This is a genomic window from Legionella quinlivanii (assembly GCF_003265995.1).
Lineage (GTDB): Bacteria > Pseudomonadota > Gammaproteobacteria > Legionellales > Legionellaceae > Legionella_C > Legionella_C quinlivanii_A.
This window is the reverse complement of sequence record NZ_MVJN01000001.1, coordinates 342,882-358,426: the sequence shown is the minus strand read 5'-3', so window position 1 is coordinate 358,426 and position 15,545 is coordinate 342,882. Positions and strand designations below refer to the sequence as shown.

Sequence of the window (15,545 nt, the reverse complement as noted above, 5' to 3'; positions counted from 1 at the left end):
CTCATAGGAAAAAGGTCTGATTAAAAAAATGGGTTTTGCGGCGATGTCAATCGAGCAATACTTTCCTGGGCATGGAGATTTTTATCAGGAAAGTCTTCGCGATAATGGCCTCCCCGAGATTCCCTTCGACAGAGTGCTGCCCTGACGATAAGTTCAGCGTTCAGAACAATATTTCTCAGTTCAATGAAATCTCTGGTGATACAATGCTTCCAGTAATACTCCTCAATAATTTTCTTTCTCTTCAATATTAATTGTAGTAAATCTTCAAGACCGGCCTCGGTTCTTACAATTCCGGCATAGGAAGTCATTTCGCCGCGCAGGCCGCGCCAATGGGCATTGATTTGGCTCGCTCTCCGTGGATTGACGGCGCCTGAAGACGACCAGTTAGGGATATCCTGAGACAATTTGTTGGGAGTGGAGATATCTTTTAATGTACAGCGAGCGGCATTACTCGCCATCGCCAGTGCTTCCAGAAGGGAATTGCTGGCAAGCCTGTTGGCGCCGTGCAACCCGGTGAATGCCACTTCACCAACAGCATACAGCCGTTTAAGGTCTGTTCTGCCGTCGACATCAGTTAATACCCCCCCGCATTGATAATGGGCAGCTGGAACAACTGGAATCATATCCTGGCTCATATCAATCCCAATCGTTTGCAGAGTAGAGAAGATTTGAGGAAAACGTTTTTTAAGAAAAGCACGGGATTCATGAGTAATATCCAGATGTACGAATCCCTGCTGCCCTTGTTCAATTTCACTAAAAATAGCACGGGCCACCACATCGCGTGTTGCCAGTTCCATTGCTTCCGGCGCATATTTTTTCATGAACCGCTCGCCGGATTCCGGGTTGATCAGGAGTGCACCTTCACCGCGTACCGCTTCCGAGATTAAAAAATTATTCAGGCTATGATGATGCAAAAGTGTCGGATGAAACTGATAAAATTCCATATTTCCTACACGTGCTCCAGCCCTGTAGGCCATGGCCACGCCATCTCCGGTCGCCACCATTGGATTGGTAGTATATCGATAGGTCTTGCCCGCTCCACCCGTTGCCAGAATGACGCAGGGAGCAAGAAATGTGTGGATTAGATTAGCCTTGCAGTCGAGAAGGTACGCGCCCAGCACTTCCCCCTGAATATCGGTTCGATGCGGGTGATAATGAGTGATAAGATTAACCGCGATATGATGTTCAAATACCGTGATTTGTTTCAACTCTGCGATTTGGCTCAGAAGGGCCTGCACGATAACCAGCCCGGTTTGATCTCCGGCGTTAAATATACGGCGAAAGGAGTGCCCGCCTTCCTGAGCCAGGTTATAACCAGTATCTGTACGGGTGAAGGGAACTGAATAGCCTAGTAGTTCTTCAATAATGGAAGGGGCTTGTCGAATGATAAATTCAACAGCAGGTTCATAGCATAAACCATCTCCTGCCAGAATAGTATCTCCGATATGAGCTTCCAGAGAGTCTTCTTCCGTAAATGCGGCGGCAATACCTCCCTGGGCGTAACGGCTGTTGCATTCACCCAGCTCTGCCTTACTGATTAAAGCAATGCGAAGACGAGGCTGTAATTTAAGGACCTGCAGGCAATAATGTAAACCCGCAATACCCGTTCCTATGACAATGACATCAAATTCCCGAGAGGTCCCTTGTTGTGATAATGATTCTTCGATCATGAAAATGCTTTCACCAATTGCGCGGCCAAGCCAGTGTAACTCTCGGGTGACATGGCTAATAGTCTGGTTTTTGCTGCCTCGGGTATATCCAGCCCTTTAATAAATTGTTGCAGACTGTCTGCGTCAATTCCCTGGCCCCGAGTCAAGTCTTTTAATTGTTCATAAGCATCCGGAATCTGATAGCGCCGCATGACAGTCTGAACCGCTTCGGCAAGAACTTCCCAGTTATCTTCGAGATCTTCTTTCAATGCGGATTTATTAATCTGCAGTTTATCATTGCCTTTGGCAATTGCCTGATAGGCGATGAGCGTATAGGCAAATCCTGCACCGAGATTTCTTAGCACAGTAGAGTCAGAAAGATCGCGCTGCAGACGGGATTTCGTTAATTTATCCGCAAAATGCTCAAACAGGGCATTGGCTAATCCCAGATTGCCTTCGGCGTTCTCAAAATCAATGGGGTTCACTTTGTGCGGCATGGTGGAGGAACCGACTTCGTCAGCAATTGTTTTCTGGGTAAAATAGTTTAATGAAATATAAGTCCAGATATCCTGAGTGTAGTCGAGCAGGATATTATTGATTCGCACCATAATGTGACAAACTTCAGCGATGCCGTCATGCGGTTCAATCTGAGTGGTGTAAGCACTGAAAGACAAACCCAGTGAGCTGACAAAAGAAGCACAATGTTTACGCCAGTCTACTTCCGGATACGCCGCGACATGCGCATTATAGTTGCCAACCGCGCCATTGCATTTGGCGGGGATCAATACTTCGGCAAGCTGCTGCTGAGGTCTTTTAAGACGTGCCACAAAGTTAACCAGTTCTTTGCCTAAGGTTGTCGGGGTTGCAGGTTGCCCATGGGTACGGGATAACATCGCCGCATCACCATGTTGTTTCCCCAGCAGGGTGATACCGCCAATAATTTCAGCCAAAGTGGGCTGAATAACCTGAGCTAATGCCTCTTTTATCATCAGGGCATAGGAGAGATTGTTAATATCTTCCGAGGTGCAGGCAAAATGAATGAAACCGGCTGCGGCGCTCAAACGAGGATGGTCAGTCAGCTTTTCCTTTAGATAATATTCAATTGCCTTGACATCGTGATTGGTTTTTTTCTCAATGGTTTTAACTTTTTCAGCTTCTTCTTCATTGAAATTACTAAGAACTTGCTCCAGAAAACGTTTGTCGTCTTCTGACAAAGGCTTCACCTCAGGAATATCCGGATTAGCGGCTAAAGCTTCCAGCCAGCGAACTTCAACTATCAGACGATAATAGATGAGTGCAAACTCGCTAAAATAGGGGCTTAGTATGCTGGTTTTTTTTTGGTAGCGGCCGTCAAGCGGAGAGACGGCAGTTAAAGAAGTTAAGCTCATGAATATTTTCACCACAGTCATAAAGCACATATAATATTAGAAGCTAGACCATATGTGAATAAAACAATAGAAATATGCCATTTTTTTTCACTTAATAAGGCTGCCAGTCCACATTAACGGCGGCCAGCACATGGCGGTTTAATAAAAAAACCGCGCGAAGTAACAAAAAGCGGCTTTTTGCAGCAAAAATACAGGAAAAATAAACAATCCTTGGCTAAACATTATAATATTCTTTGAAACGAAGAAATCAGACTATTGAATGAATGTAGGCCGAGGTTATTATTTTACTGGCAAGTTTTAACAGCAGACATTCCCATTAATGGGCATTTTGAGTAGAATGGCCAATATTTTTAAGGATTATAAGGGTGGCGTTATGGCATTAGAACAGCACACGATTAGTTTTACGCAGTTAGGTATGCGTGATCTGGAGCAGGTTGGCGGAAAGAACGCGTCGCTGGGAGAAATGATTAGCCACTTATCCTCGGCCGGAGTCCAGGTTCCTACAGGATTCGCCACTACAGCCGCGGCCTTTCGTGAATTTTTACAGCAAAACAAGCTGGATGAGAAAATTCACCAGATGTTGCAATCCCTTGATACGGACAATATCAATGACCTCGTCACCACGGGTAAGTCTATTCGGGAACTCATCATCAATACCCCATTTACCCGGCAATTCATTCAATCGGTAACTGATTCCTATAATGCATTAATTAAAGAAATAGGAAACAAGGATTTTAGTGTCGCAGTACGTTCTTCGGCGACAGCAGAAGATCTGCCCGATGCCTCTTTTGCTGGTCAGCAGGAAACCTTTCTTAATGTGAAGGGGATTGATGCGATTCTTCATGCTATCAAGCTGGTGTTTGCTTCATTATACAATGACAGGGCGATTGCTTATCGTGTGCATCATGGGTTTGCTCATGATGAGGTCGCCTTATCCGCCGGGATCCAGCAAATGATACGCAGTGATCTTGCTGTGAGTGGCGTTATGTTTACCATCGATACTGAATCAGGCTTTGATCAGGTGGTATTTATTACCTCTTCTTTTGGGCTTGGTGAAATGGTAGTGCAGGGCGCGGTTAATCCCGATGAGTTCTATGTTCATAAACCCGCCCTGAAAGCAGGCAGACCAGCTGTGATTCGTAAAACTCTGGGCAGCAAGGCGCTCAAGATGATTTATGCACAAAATGCCGATAACGGCAAAACTGTGGAAACGGTCGATGTCTCTGAGTCGGAGCGGCTGCGCTTTTCATTAACACAGGCAGATATTGAAGAACTGGCTCGCTATGCGGTCATTATTGAAGAGCATTATGGCCGGCCTATGGATATTGAATGGGCAAAGGATGGCGTCAATGGCCAGCTTTATATTTTGCAAGCGCGCCCGGAAACAGTGAGAAGCCGCGATAAACAACAGAAAAGAGAGCGCTATCAGTTGTTAAAGCGGGGCGAGGTATTGAGTGAAGGCCGCAGTATTGGTCAGAAAATTGGCCAGGGCAAAGCAAGAATTATTCATGACATTAGTGAAATGGATAAAATGGAACCCGGCGATGTGCTGATATCGGATATGACTGATCCTGATTGGGAACCCATTATGAAGCGTGCCGCAGCGATTGTCACCAATCGTGGCGGGCGAACCTGCCATGCGGCAATTATTGCTCGAGAGCTCGGAATTCCTGCAGTGGTTGGTTGCGGTGATGCGACCAAACACATTCGTGATGGTGAGGAAATCACTGTCAGTTGTGCTGAGGGAGATAATGGTTATGTGTACAAAGGAATTTTGCCCTTTGAGTATGCAACGCTTGATGTCGAGTCGATGCCTGAACTGCCAATGAAAATTATGCTGAATGTGGGGAATCCGGAGCGTGCATTTGCGTTTCAGTCTATTCCTAACTCCGGTGTTGGCTTGGCCCGCCTGGAATTTTTAATCTCCAATTCCATTGGTGTGCATCCCAAGGCGCTTTTGCAATTCGATCAATTGCAGGACGAGAAGCTTAAAGAGTATATTTCAAGAAAAACCGCGGCCTATGAATCGCCAGTTGAATTTTATATAGAGCGCCTCAAGGAAGGCATTGCCACAATTGCCGCGGCATTTTATCCCAAGCCGGTTATAGTCCGATTATCTGATTTTAAATCCAATGAATATGCCAATCTGACTGGGGGTGATCTGTTTGAGCCCCATGAAGAAAACCCCATGCTTGGTTTTCGCGGTGCTTCCCGTTATGTTTCACCTGCGTTCGCGGATTGTTTTGCGCTTGAATGTGAGGCGGTAAAACGCGTACGTGAAGTCATGGGCTTTACCAACGTCGAAGTCATGATTCCTTTCGTAAGAACGGTACAGGAAGCGCATGATGTTATTGATGTACTGAAGCAGCAGGGGCTGGAGCGCGGAAAGAATGGCCTTCGTATTATCATGATGTGCGAACTGCCTTCTAATGCCTTGCTGGCTAACGAGTTTCTTGAATATTTTGATGGCTTCTCCATCGGCTCCAATGATCTAACCCAGCTAACTCTTGGTCTTGACAGGGATTCCGGTCTGGTTGCTTCCCAATTTGATGAGCGCAATGCCGCAGTTAAAGCTTTACTGCATATGGCCATATCAACTTGCAAAAAGGCCGGTAAGTATGTGGGTATTTGCGGACAAGGCCCCTCGGATCATAAGGATTTTGCTGAGTGGTTGATGGCAGAGGGTATTGACAGCGTTTCCTTAAACCCTGATTCTGTTGTAGATACCTGTCTGTTTCTTGCCAAACGCTCATCATGAGTTTTACAGAGTCTTGTCAGTCCTTTAATAAAAAGGCATCTTCTCTTCTTGAGAGGATGCTTAATTTCTCAGCAATAAGCCAGGCTTTTGGCTGCTTTCTGTTTTTAATGACCCTTCCCCTGACTGTTTTAGCCCAGACACAGCGGGAAGCGGAGCATGATCCGGTAGCCAGCATTATTTTTTGGGTCACTTTAATTTTCACTCTCTCCATTATAGGCCGATGCATCGCCAAAGCCCTTCGCCAGCCTGGTGTATTAGGCGAATTGTTAATGGGCGTTTTATTAGGAAATATCTGTTATTTTTTTGGCTCCGAGCTGATTGTTGTGCTTCGCGAAGGCTCGGCGATTTTTAATATTATGAGAGATATACTGGGAAATGCCACTCTCGCTGAGGCTGTGCAAAATAATATTGCCGATCCTGTTTATGCTCAGCAAATGGTGGTTGCGCTAAGCAGTGTGAAAGGCATTGATTATTTAAAAGTAGGTTATATTCTCGATATTTTTTCGCGCTATGGGGTCATCTTTCTCTTGTTTATGGTAGGGTTGGAAAGCTCTTTCCAGGAGCTAAAGCATACAGGCCGTGAAGCCCTAAGTGTGGCTCTTATTGGTGTGATTGCCCCTATTATTTTAGGCTTTGCTATTGCTCATTGGCTACTGCCGAATGCCTCCTACCAATCCGACTTATTTGTAGCCGCTACCTTATCAGCAACCAGCATTGGCATCACTGCACGAGTACTTTCCGAGTTAAAAAAATTGCGTACCCGGGAAGCGCATACCATTTTGGGGGCGGCAATGATAGATGATGTGCTGGGGTTGATTATTCTTTCGATTGTCAGCAGTATCGTAATTAATAATAGTCTGGACATGTGGGTGATAGTCCGGGTGATTGTCTCGGCATTTTTATTTTTTACCGCCGCACTGACGATAGGACCCTGGGCTTTAAGAAAATCGGTCAAAATGCTTAACTTTCTTGAACTGTGGGAAGCAAAGCTTTTCCTGGCTTTTATTTTTTTAATGGCACTGGCCTGGTTTGCAACTGTCGTTGGATTGTCCTCCATCATTGGCGCATTTGCCGCCGGTCTGATTATTCATGACGGCTATTTTGAACCTAATTCTGATTCAGGTTCTGTCAAGCCTTTTAATATCAAACAGTTAATTGCTCCTCTGGAGTTCTTATTAGCGCCTTTGTTTTTTATACTGATTGGTATTCAGGTGAAACTGGAATCCTTTTTCGACTGGCATGTGTTAATGACCTCGGCAGGATTAATTGTTGCGGCCATAGTCGGAAAACTGATTAGCGGTTTGGGAGGAAACAGAAAAGATGATCGCCTGTTAATCGGCATCGGTATGTTGCCACGCGGTGAGGTCGGGCTTGTGTTCGCGTCCATTGGCCGTACATTGGGAGTAATTTCCGATCAATTATTTTCGGCCATCGTTTTAATGATTATCGTCACTACTTTTTTAGCGCCTCCGCTATTAAAGTCTCGTTATGCTGCTTATGACCGGAGGAAGAATGAAGTTAACTCCTGATTTAATTGAAGCCGATGTGAGCAGGGCATTGGCCGAGGATTTGGGCACTGGAGATGTCAGTGCAGAGTTGCTGCCTGAGAGTCTTGAGGTGCGTGCTGAAATCATAAGCCGGGAAGCCATGCTGGTTTGTGGGCAGCCCTGGGTAGAGACAGTGTTCCGCAGTTTAAGCCCAGCAATACAAATTGACTGGCATGTTGCTGAAGGACAGTGGCTGGCCGAACCCGCCATACTCTGTCAAATCAAAGGGCCTGCACGTGAGATTTTGTCAGGCGAGCGTACAGCTTTGAATTTTTTTCAAACGCTTTCGGGAACGGCAACAAAAACACGGCATTATTTGAAAGCGCTGGAAAATACCAAAACCAAATTACTCGATACGCGAAAAACCTTACCCGGATTAAGACTGGCGCAAAAATATGCGGTTGCCTGCGCGGGAGGCGTGAATCATCGTTTAGGGTTGTATGATGCTTTTCTGATTAAGGAAAATCATATCAAGGCCTGTGGTTCAATTACCCAGGCAATTCAAAAAGCAAAAACGATGCATCCTGAGTTAATGGTGGAAGTTGAAGTTGAAAATCTTGTGGAATTACAAGAAGCCCTCGAGGCAAAACCTGACCGCATTCTCCTTGATAATTTCAGTTTGCAGCTGCTGGCTCAGGCTGTAAATCTTAATCAATCCTATGGCTCTACATTGGAGGCATCTGGAGGGGTAAGCCTTGAGACTATCAATGCAATCGCTCAAACCGGTGTTGATTTTATTTCTGTAGGCGGTTTAACCAAATGTGTGGAAGCCATCGATCTCAGCTTATTAATCAAGGAAATTCAATGAGCCCAAGAATTGTTTTAACAGGCGGCGGCACTGCAGGGCATGTCACACCTAATCTGGCCCTGATTGAAATTCTTAAGCGAGAAAATTGGCAGATTGACTACATCGGTTCAAAAAATGGGGTGGAAGATACTATGATTCGGGCGCAAGGCGTTCCGTTTCATTCGATAAGCTCGGGTAAATTGCGGCGCTACTTTAGCTGGCAGAATTTTTTGGATCCTTTGCTTATCCTCAGGGGGATCTTTCAATCCTGGCGTTTACTTAAACAGCTGAAAACGGATGTGGTATTTTCAAAAGGCGGTTTTGTCGCATTTCCTGTAGTATTTGCCGCCTGGTTACGCGGTATTCCGGTCATTGCTCATGAATCCGATTTAACCCCAGGTCTCGCTAATCGTTTGAGTTTTCCTTTTGTTAATAAAATCGCCGTAAATTTTTCCTCAGCCAGTACTCATTTTAAACAAAAAGAAAAAGTGGAAGTGACTGGAACTCCGATTCGTTCGGAACTATTTCGTGGCAATCGACAAAAAGGACTCGATCTTTGCGGCTTTAATGATGAAAAGCCCTGTCTTCTGGTGATGGGAGGAAGCCTTGGTGCAAGCAAGCTAAACGCAATTATTCGTAAGGCTCTCCCCGAATTAACCCAGACCTGGCAGATTATTCATCTTTGTGGCAAAGGGAAACTGGACTCATCCGTTAACAATCCTGCCTATTGTCAGTTTGAATATGCCAATGAAGAGTTGTCTCATTTGTTTGCCGCCAGTGATTTGATTATTTCAAGAGCAGGAGCCAATGCAATTTACGAAATTCTTGCTCTGCAAAAGCCTCATATTCTGATTCCCTTATCTGCCAAAGTAAGCAGGGGAGATCAAATTCAAAATGCACGCTACTGCAAGCAGCAAGGTATTAGCGTGGTGCTCGATGATGATCTTTTTAACGAGGCAGATCTGCTGAAGGCTATTGAAGAAGTCAAGGCCAATCGTGAGCATATTCTCGATAATATCAGACTACTGGGAATTGAGTCTGCTACGGAGAAAGTATTAGCACTAATTAAGGAGTTATTAAGTGTTGAATCACCAAAAGCTGTTTGAATTCATAGCTAATGAATGGCAGGAAAATATTTTATCAAGCTTGATGGAATACATAAAAATCCCTAACAAGTCTCCTCATTTCGATCCGGATTGGGAAGCACACGGTTATATGGAACAGGCCGTTAATCATATAGCGGCCTGGTGCGAACAGCATGCGCCCCGCGATATGTTGATGGAGATTGTACGCTTGCCTGGCCGAACCCCTCTTATCTTTATGGAAGTTCCAGGACAGGGTGAGGAAACAGTATTGCTTTATGGGCATTTGGATAAGCAACCAGAAATGTCTGGATGGAAAGAAGGCCTTGGTCCCTGGCAGCCTGTTTTAAAAGACGGCAAACTCTATGGCAGAGGGGGGGCTGACGATGGTTATTCTGCTTATGCCTCGCTATTGGCGATCAACGCATTACAGAAACAGGGGATCCCTCATGCGCGCTGCGTCATTCTGATTGAGGCTTGCGAGGAAAGCGGCAGTTATGATTTACCTTATTACATTCAGGCTCTCGAGGAGAGAATAGGAAAACCCTCTCTGGTTATTTGCCTTGATTCTGGCGCAGGAAATTATGAGCAATTATGGATGACGACGTCATTGCGTGGCAATATTGTTGGCGAATTATCCGTTGAGGTGTTAAAAGAAGGGGTTCATTCAGGCAGCGCCAGCGGCATTGTCGCTGACAGCTTTCGCATTGCCAGGCAGTTATTAAGCCGAGTGGAAGACGAAACAAGCGGAGTTATCGAGCTTAAGGATCTTTATTGTGAAATCCCGACAGAGCGTGTAAAACAGGCTGAAGCTTGCGCCGAAGTGCTCAAAGAGGAAGTTTACAGAGCATTTCCTTTTCAGGAACGCGTGCTACCCGTCAGCATGGAGAAAGCGGAACTGATCTTAAATCGGACCTGGCGTCCCGCCATGACGATTACTGGCGCGGAGGGTTTGCCGAGTCTCGCCAACGCCGGCAATGTCTTAAGACCTAAAACAGTGCTAAAAGTCTCTATGCGTATTCCCCCTTTGGTCAATCCTGAGAAAGCCGCTAAAGCACTTAAATCAGCCCTGACAGAAAATCCTCCCTATTCAGCAAAAGTAGATTTTAATATTGCGGACGGCGCAGAGGGTTGGCACGCTCCCTTGTTAACTGAATGGTTCTCAAAGGCGGTAAATGATGCGTCAATGACTTTCTACCAGAAGCCGGCAATCTATATGGGGGAGGGTGGTACCATTCCGTTCATGGGCATGTTAGGCAAAAAATTCCCGCAGGCACAATTTATGATAACCGGTGTCCTGGGACCGCAGTCCAATGCGCATGGGCCGAACGAATTTCTACATTTGGAAATGGTTGAAAAATTAACGGCTTGCGTTTCATTCGTTCTTGCAAAACATTTTGCTCATTTTACCCTCGACAGAACAATTAATAGCTGACATACTGACGGCCGTTCTAATTATGGAAATAATGGAACGGTCAAAAAATAGCCTGGAAAGGCTGTTAGTCCAATCAATATGGAGAAAAAAATGAAAAGCAAATTAATTTGTTTAATACTATCTTTTGTTATGTTCAATCTACCGCTTCATGCTTCAGAAGTTCCGCTTACCCCTGCAGAAAAGCAATCGGGCTCAACAATCAATCTCAATAGCGCTGATGTAAAGGCTTTATCCAAATCTATTAAAGGGATTGGAAAAAAGCGGGCGGAATCTATTATAAAATATCGTACCGAGCATGGGGATTTCAAACGGGTGGAAGATTTGGCTTCAGTTCCTGGAATTGGAAAAAAATTTGTAAATTCGCATCTGAAGGAATTGCAAAAAACATTTATTATACAGTAAATTAATATCCGGCTGCGGGCTCACGTTCATCCCACGCTATTAATCCCTCAAGTGAATCCGCAGCCAGTTTGTATTTTACAGCAAACCTTATCCCCGTTCATACATTGGTCATCTCAACATATTTTCTGAATCAAACATCAATGGACAGGAATTCTGGCGGAAACCGTTATAGTGATTTTCGTTTATTTTTATGTCCTTATAATCTTTATTAGTCTAATATTTTAAATACAGTAGTTATTAACCTGTTCTTTTGAGATTTCAATGATCATCAAGATAATTATTACTTTCTTCCTTATAATCGTCGGGCTGATTGGTATCAGAATTCTGACCTGGCCATCTAACCCCTATCCAAAACAACAAGCCAGCGCTGAAGCCATTCCTCATTTTGACAGTATCGAATTAAATTTTGTACACCAATTTGATAATGAGAAATCGCTGCCATTTATGGGGGCTGCGATTTTCAATCTCGAGGGAAATGATGTCCAGTATCTGTTTGCAGGAGGAGGGTTTAATCAGGAGGATAAACTATTCAAATTTGCAGATGGCCAGTTTGTCGATGTTTCTGCCCAGGCTGGATTACAAAAGCCTGCTAACGATACGACTTACGGAGTGATTGCCGTTGATGCAAATCATGATGGTTTACCTGATTTATTTGTAGCTCGTGACAGTGGAATTTATTTCTACGAAAATGTACAGGGCCGGTTCAATATCAAAAAGCTTGATATTCAAATAGACCCACGCTATTCCCCCATTTCAATAGCCAGCGCTGATTTGCAGAAAAAAGGCACTGTTGATTTGTATGTCGCCGCATACATCAAACCTGAGTTTGTAGAAGGGCAAACAATTTTCAATAAAAAAGATTATGGAGCAAAAAGTTTATTATTAAAGAATAATGGTGATAATACGTTCACAGATATTACCGACAGTGCCGGATTGAATTATATTCATAACACCTTTCAGGGTGTCTTTGTGGATTTAGACGGTGATAATGAACTTGACCTGGTGGTGGCACACGATACCGGTCAGGTAAGAACTTATAAAAACATGGGTAACCTGACTTTCAAATACATGCCCAATCCCACTTCGACAGTATACTCCTATCCTATGGGGATTGCCGTTGGGGATTACAATGATGATGGCCTTCCAGATCTGTTTTTTAGTAATATCGGCCCATCCTATTGGTGGAATTTAGGTTCTACACCCCCAGGCTTTATAGTCAGAGGTGATTTAAGGAAAGATCAGATTTTATTACGGGATAATATTTTTCTGAAAAATAAAGGTAATTTTCAGTTTGAGGATGTGGCTAAACAGACCATGACGGCAGACTATGAGTTTGGATGGGGTGTGATATTCCAGGATTTCACTAATGATGGCAGGCAGGATTTGGTAATTGCTCAAAATTACATTGGCTTTCCCTTGCATAAATTATTCCGGCTGCCTGGTCGAGTTTTGAAAGAATTACCCAATCAAACTTATGCCAGCATTGAAAAGCAGGCAAATGCAGAAGACCCTTATTTTGCTATCTCTCCTCTAAGCACCGATTTCACGGGGAATGGTTATCCGGATTTGCTTTATACAAACCTTAATGGACCGCTTAAAGCCTTCCTGAATAATACAGGGGGGGCTAATAAGTTTATAAAAATTCAGATGCCTTACTCTCCAGAAGCACTGGGCGCGGTGCTTAAATTGAAGTTGACGAATGGAAAAGTGCTGACCCGATTTTTTGTGCCGACTCAAGGCTTGTGTGCTTATCAGGGAAATCAGATCATCTTCGGTTTGGGCAAGGGCCAAACGGCAGAACTTCTAACTGTCCACTATATGAATGGAACTGAGCAAACAATAAAGCATCCAGCGATCAACAGTACCATTCATATAGGTAAAACGGACTCACCCCCTGAGCCGAATGGCGAAAAAGGTTGAGAGTGCAAAGAACAGGGTGTAGGTAACATTCATGGCTATTGGCATAATGTATTTGCCAACAGCTGGTGATATAAAATAAATCAAAAAGACGGCAAGCAGGATGAAGAAGGGATTTAAAGCCCACATCCAGCTTGGATAATAAGTCGATCCAGTTAAAACGAGGTAGACAAATCCAGCAGACATAGCCAGAGTGGTCACACGTATAATCTGAAGTAATGTTTCCTCATAAAGCTGATAAGATGCTATTAACTCTGCATTGGCGGAGGTTTTGCTTTGTATAATAGCCGCTATGATTGCCCGCGAACCAATCCAGACGATTCCCATAATAAATCCATATGCCGCAGTCAATGCGACTGCGGCTGGCAATTTACCGCCTGCTGGAAGTAACATTTGATAAAGATGCCAAAAGCCAACCAGATAAAACGGAGCTGCCAGAACGGCGATAAAATGTCCCCATAGCAAACGTTTAGGGGATATATCATGAAAAAACTGATAAGGGATTTTAGAATCATAGCCACTCGAAGTATAATGGAGAAGGAACTCTCCTGTGCCCACCAGAACTGCTGCTGCCAATCCAATAAAACCAGCCAGAATAATTTTGTCTATGCTCATATTAGTATCATCCCAAAATAATGAGTATCTCTATGTATACTATGAAATCAGGCTCGGTAGAACAACCCAATGATGAGTGGGTCAAAAAATTATATGACCAGGCACGACAAGAAACGAAAATGGTACCTAACCTTTTTAAGGTAATGGCCAATGCTCCAGAACTGTTGCAAGCCTATCTGGATACCTACAGATTATTCAGTCAACACTCTGGATTTTCTTCTGCGGAACAACAGATCATTTTTCTGGTAATCAGTTATGAAAATGGATGTGGTTATTGTCTGGCCGCGCATGGAACTGTTGCCAGTATGGTGGCTAAAATTCCTTATGAAGTGACTGACGCTATTAGCAGCGATGCTGAAATTCCTGTACCCAAATATCAGGTTCTGGCTAATTTTATCCGGGAAATGATCTGGAGCAGAGGGCGGCCATCCGAAGATAAAGTAAAGGAGTTTCTGGCTGAGGGTTACACTGAAAAGCAGATATTGGATATCATTCTTGCCATCTCATTGAAAACCATGTCCAATTATACAAATCATGTATTTAATACTCCAATCGATGCTGTATTCAAGGCGCAGCAATCGAGATTGGGAAAATTTGTCACACGCGTATATCAGGGATTTAATCGAAAAAAATAACTTGTTATCACTCTTATCCGTCGCCATGGCAGTGCAAAGCTTTAGCTCATGTAGATACTCATAACGTTTTGCAATTCTGAGATAATTGTTACGCCACACTTATCCAAATCGCAGTTCCCAATAAAAACTGCGATTTACAATGACCAAAAACCCACTAAGCCCTGATTTGAACACCAATATAGGGCCCATAATAGGTAACATAGTTCAGCCGTAATGGATCATTGGGTCCTGTTCCGGCGCGTCTGCCATGAATATCATCATAATAAATGACTTTAAATCCACCGTTGATACCTGCCTCATAAGCACCCAAAGGCATGTCATACTGCAGTCCAATGTCGAGGAAGCCATAGGGTACGAGCCTTTCCCGATCAAAGTTTTTGAAATCAATATAGGTAATAGGCTGGATGGGGGCATCATTAATGTCTCCCATTGTTCGCATATCGGCATCTCCAATGAGGAACCCTAAGGTGAAGTCATTTTTTAGGGTCAATCTATCGAATAGTGGATAATGGCTTTCGAGGCCTATTATGGGGCCAATTCCTCGGAAACGACTGGTGAGATAATGGACAAAAGCAGCGTCGCTGCGATAAAACCGCTGGATTAATCGATCATTTTCCTCAACATAATGAAGCCCGGTGTAAGGTCTTAATCGCCAACCCGATTGGAAGGCATTGATGTTAGCACCGATAGATAATTCATAATTATCCAGATCAAAGAGCACTTTCCCTGCAGCCCCACCAAAAAAATCGGAAACAAGTGTCGAGTTGACGACTAATAATGAATCAGGGATCGTCACTGAGGAGCCAAACTCATGATCAAAATGAGTCGTCCTGAACTGAATATCAGCTTGAGGTGTCCAGTCATACTTGACAAATGCTGACCAGGAAGGCTCGTAAGAGGGGTTTACATAACTCCCATGCGCAGTAACAACTGTGGGCGTTACAAAAACCATTTCAGTCGCATAATCAATCATCGCGCCATCGGGTCTTAAATAAGACAGCTCACCGCCAATAGTCCATCGGCAGCAAGGACTGCTGCTTTGTTGAGGCCCCATATCCCCCGCGCTAGCCGTCGTTAGGACAGACAGTAATAACATTCCAGTTACATATTGCTTCATCGTTAAAAACTCCTTGTTTCTGATATCTAAAGCCAATTTACTCTGATTAGTTTGCGTGTGATCTGTTAGGCGCCAAGAATACTACAGGAACCACCATCCGTCTTTAATATTTTTGGATTACTCAGCAATTACGAGTACAGCTAAACTGCAAGGGTATAATAAAAGGGCGAATGCAAAGATCTCACAAAGATCTGTCGATTTTTATCCAAATAT

At 44.1% G+C, this 15,545-nt stretch carries 12 protein-coding genes; 8 read left to right on the top strand and 4 right to left on the bottom strand.

The annotated features are described in order from the left end of the window. Positions 1 to 20: 20 nt before the first annotated feature. Positions 21 to 1,667, bottom strand: coding sequence for an L-aspartate oxidase (gene nadB / locus B1207_RS01455; RefSeq protein WP_112218337.1), 1,647 nt, complete (start codon positions 1,665 to 1,667; stop codon positions 21 to 23). After that, positions 1,667 to 3,037: an adenylosuccinate lyase gene (purB, locus tag B1207_RS01450; protein ID WP_112218214.1), complete on the bottom strand. Its 1,371-nt coding sequence runs from the start codon at positions 3,035 to 3,037 to the stop codon at positions 1,667 to 1,669. The genes nadB and purB overlap by 1 nt, the downstream gene beginning before the upstream one ends. A 373-nt stretch (positions 3,038 to 3,410) precedes the next feature. On the opposite strand from purB, the gene ppsA reads away from it, so the two are divergent. From ppsA to B1207_RS01415, 7 genes are all read left to right on the top strand, one after another. Continuing rightward, positions 3,411 to 5,795 (top strand): phosphoenolpyruvate synthase, encoded by a 2,385-nt coding sequence (gene ppsA / locus B1207_RS01445; RefSeq protein ID WP_112218336.1) that lies wholly within the window; start codon positions 3,411 to 3,413, stop codon positions 5,793 to 5,795. Between the two features lie 56 nt (positions 5,796 to 5,851). Further along, complete coding sequence (locus B1207_RS01440; protein WP_253255756.1) at positions 5,852 to 7,324, top strand: cation:proton antiporter; 1,473 nt, start codon at positions 5,852 to 5,854, stop codon at positions 7,322 to 7,324. Then, entirely contained in the window at positions 7,308 to 8,150 is an 843-nt protein-coding gene (nadC, locus tag B1207_RS01435) for a carboxylating nicotinate-nucleotide diphosphorylase (RefSeq protein WP_112218213.1), read from the top strand. Before B1207_RS01440 ends, nadC begins: the two co-directional genes overlap by 17 nt. Beyond that, positions 8,147 to 9,235: an undecaprenyldiphospho-muramoylpentapeptide beta-N-acetylglucosaminyltransferase gene (locus B1207_RS01430; protein WP_112218212.1), complete on the top strand. Its 1,089-nt coding sequence runs from the start codon at positions 8,147 to 8,149 to the stop codon at positions 9,233 to 9,235. Before nadC ends, B1207_RS01430 begins: the two co-directional genes overlap by 4 nt. After that, positions 9,210 to 10,646: a M20 family metallopeptidase gene (locus B1207_RS01425; protein ID WP_112218211.1), complete on the top strand. Its 1,437-nt coding sequence runs from the start codon at positions 9,210 to 9,212 to the stop codon at positions 10,644 to 10,646. The genes B1207_RS01430 and B1207_RS01425 overlap by 26 nt, the downstream gene beginning before the upstream one ends. Positions 10,647 to 10,736: 90 nt before the next feature. After that, the gene (locus B1207_RS01420) at positions 10,737 to 11,048 is read left to right on the top strand and encodes a ComEA family DNA-binding protein (RefSeq protein WP_216362444.1); all 312 of its coding nucleotides are present in this window, start codon (positions 10,737 to 10,739) and stop codon (positions 11,046 to 11,048) included. Positions 11,049 to 11,309: 261 nt separating this feature from the next. Next, a complete protein-coding gene (locus B1207_RS01415) occupies positions 11,310 to 12,968 on the top strand; it encodes a CRTAC1 family protein (RefSeq protein ID WP_112218210.1) in 1,659 nt (552 codons plus the stop codon). Here the strand turns inward: B1207_RS01415 and B1207_RS01410 are convergent. Continuing rightward, entirely contained in the window at positions 12,936 to 13,580 is a 645-nt protein-coding gene (locus B1207_RS01410) for a DUF6796 family protein (protein ID WP_112218209.1), read from the bottom strand. The genes B1207_RS01415 and B1207_RS01410 overlap by 33 nt on opposite strands. A 32-nt stretch (positions 13,581 to 13,612) precedes the next feature. Between B1207_RS01410 and B1207_RS01405 the strand changes: the two genes are divergently transcribed. Beyond that, a complete protein-coding gene (locus tag B1207_RS01405) occupies positions 13,613 to 14,215 on the top strand; it encodes a carboxymuconolactone decarboxylase family protein (protein ID WP_253255755.1) in 603 nt (200 codons plus the stop codon). Positions 14,216 to 14,369: 154 nt separating this feature from the next. Here the strand turns inward: B1207_RS01405 and B1207_RS01400 are convergent, their stop codons facing one another. Beyond that, a complete protein-coding gene (locus tag B1207_RS01400) occupies positions 14,370 to 15,332 on the bottom strand; it encodes an Lpg1974 family pore-forming outer membrane protein (RefSeq protein WP_112218207.1) in 963 nt (320 codons plus the stop codon). Positions 15,333 to 15,545 lie beyond the last annotated feature (213 nt).

Coding starts and splice junctions, on each gene's coding strand:
- purB (WP_112218214.1), bottom strand. CDS start 3,037: ATGAGCTTAACTTCTTTAACTGCCGTCTCTCCGCTTGACGGCCGCTAC.
- ppsA (WP_112218336.1), top strand. CDS start 3,411: ATGGCATTAGAACAGCACACGATTAGTTTTACGCAGTTAGGTATGCGT.
- B1207_RS01440 (WP_253255756.1), top strand. CDS start 5,852: ATGCTTAATTTCTCAGCAATAAGCCAGGCTTTTGGCTGCTTTCTGTTT.
- nadC (WP_112218213.1), top strand. CDS start 7,308: ATGAAGTTAACTCCTGATTTAATTGAAGCCGATGTGAGCAGGGCATTG.
- B1207_RS01430 (WP_112218212.1), top strand. CDS start 8,147: ATGAGCCCAAGAATTGTTTTAACAGGCGGCGGCACTGCAGGGCATGTC.
- B1207_RS01420 (WP_216362444.1), top strand. CDS start 10,737: ATGAAAAGCAAATTAATTTGTTTAATACTATCTTTTGTTATGTTCAAT.
- B1207_RS01415 (WP_112218210.1), top strand. CDS start 11,310: ATGATCATCAAGATAATTATTACTTTCTTCCTTATAATCGTCGGGCTG.
- B1207_RS01410 (WP_112218209.1), bottom strand. CDS start 13,580: ATGAGCATAGACAAAATTATTCTGGCTGGTTTTATTGGATTGGCAGCA.
- B1207_RS01405 (WP_253255755.1), top strand. CDS start 13,613: ATGTATACTATGAAATCAGGCTCGGTAGAACAACCCAATGATGAGTGG.
- B1207_RS01400 (WP_112218207.1), bottom strand. CDS start 15,332: ATGAAGCAATATGTAACTGGAATGTTATTACTGTCTGTCCTAACGACG.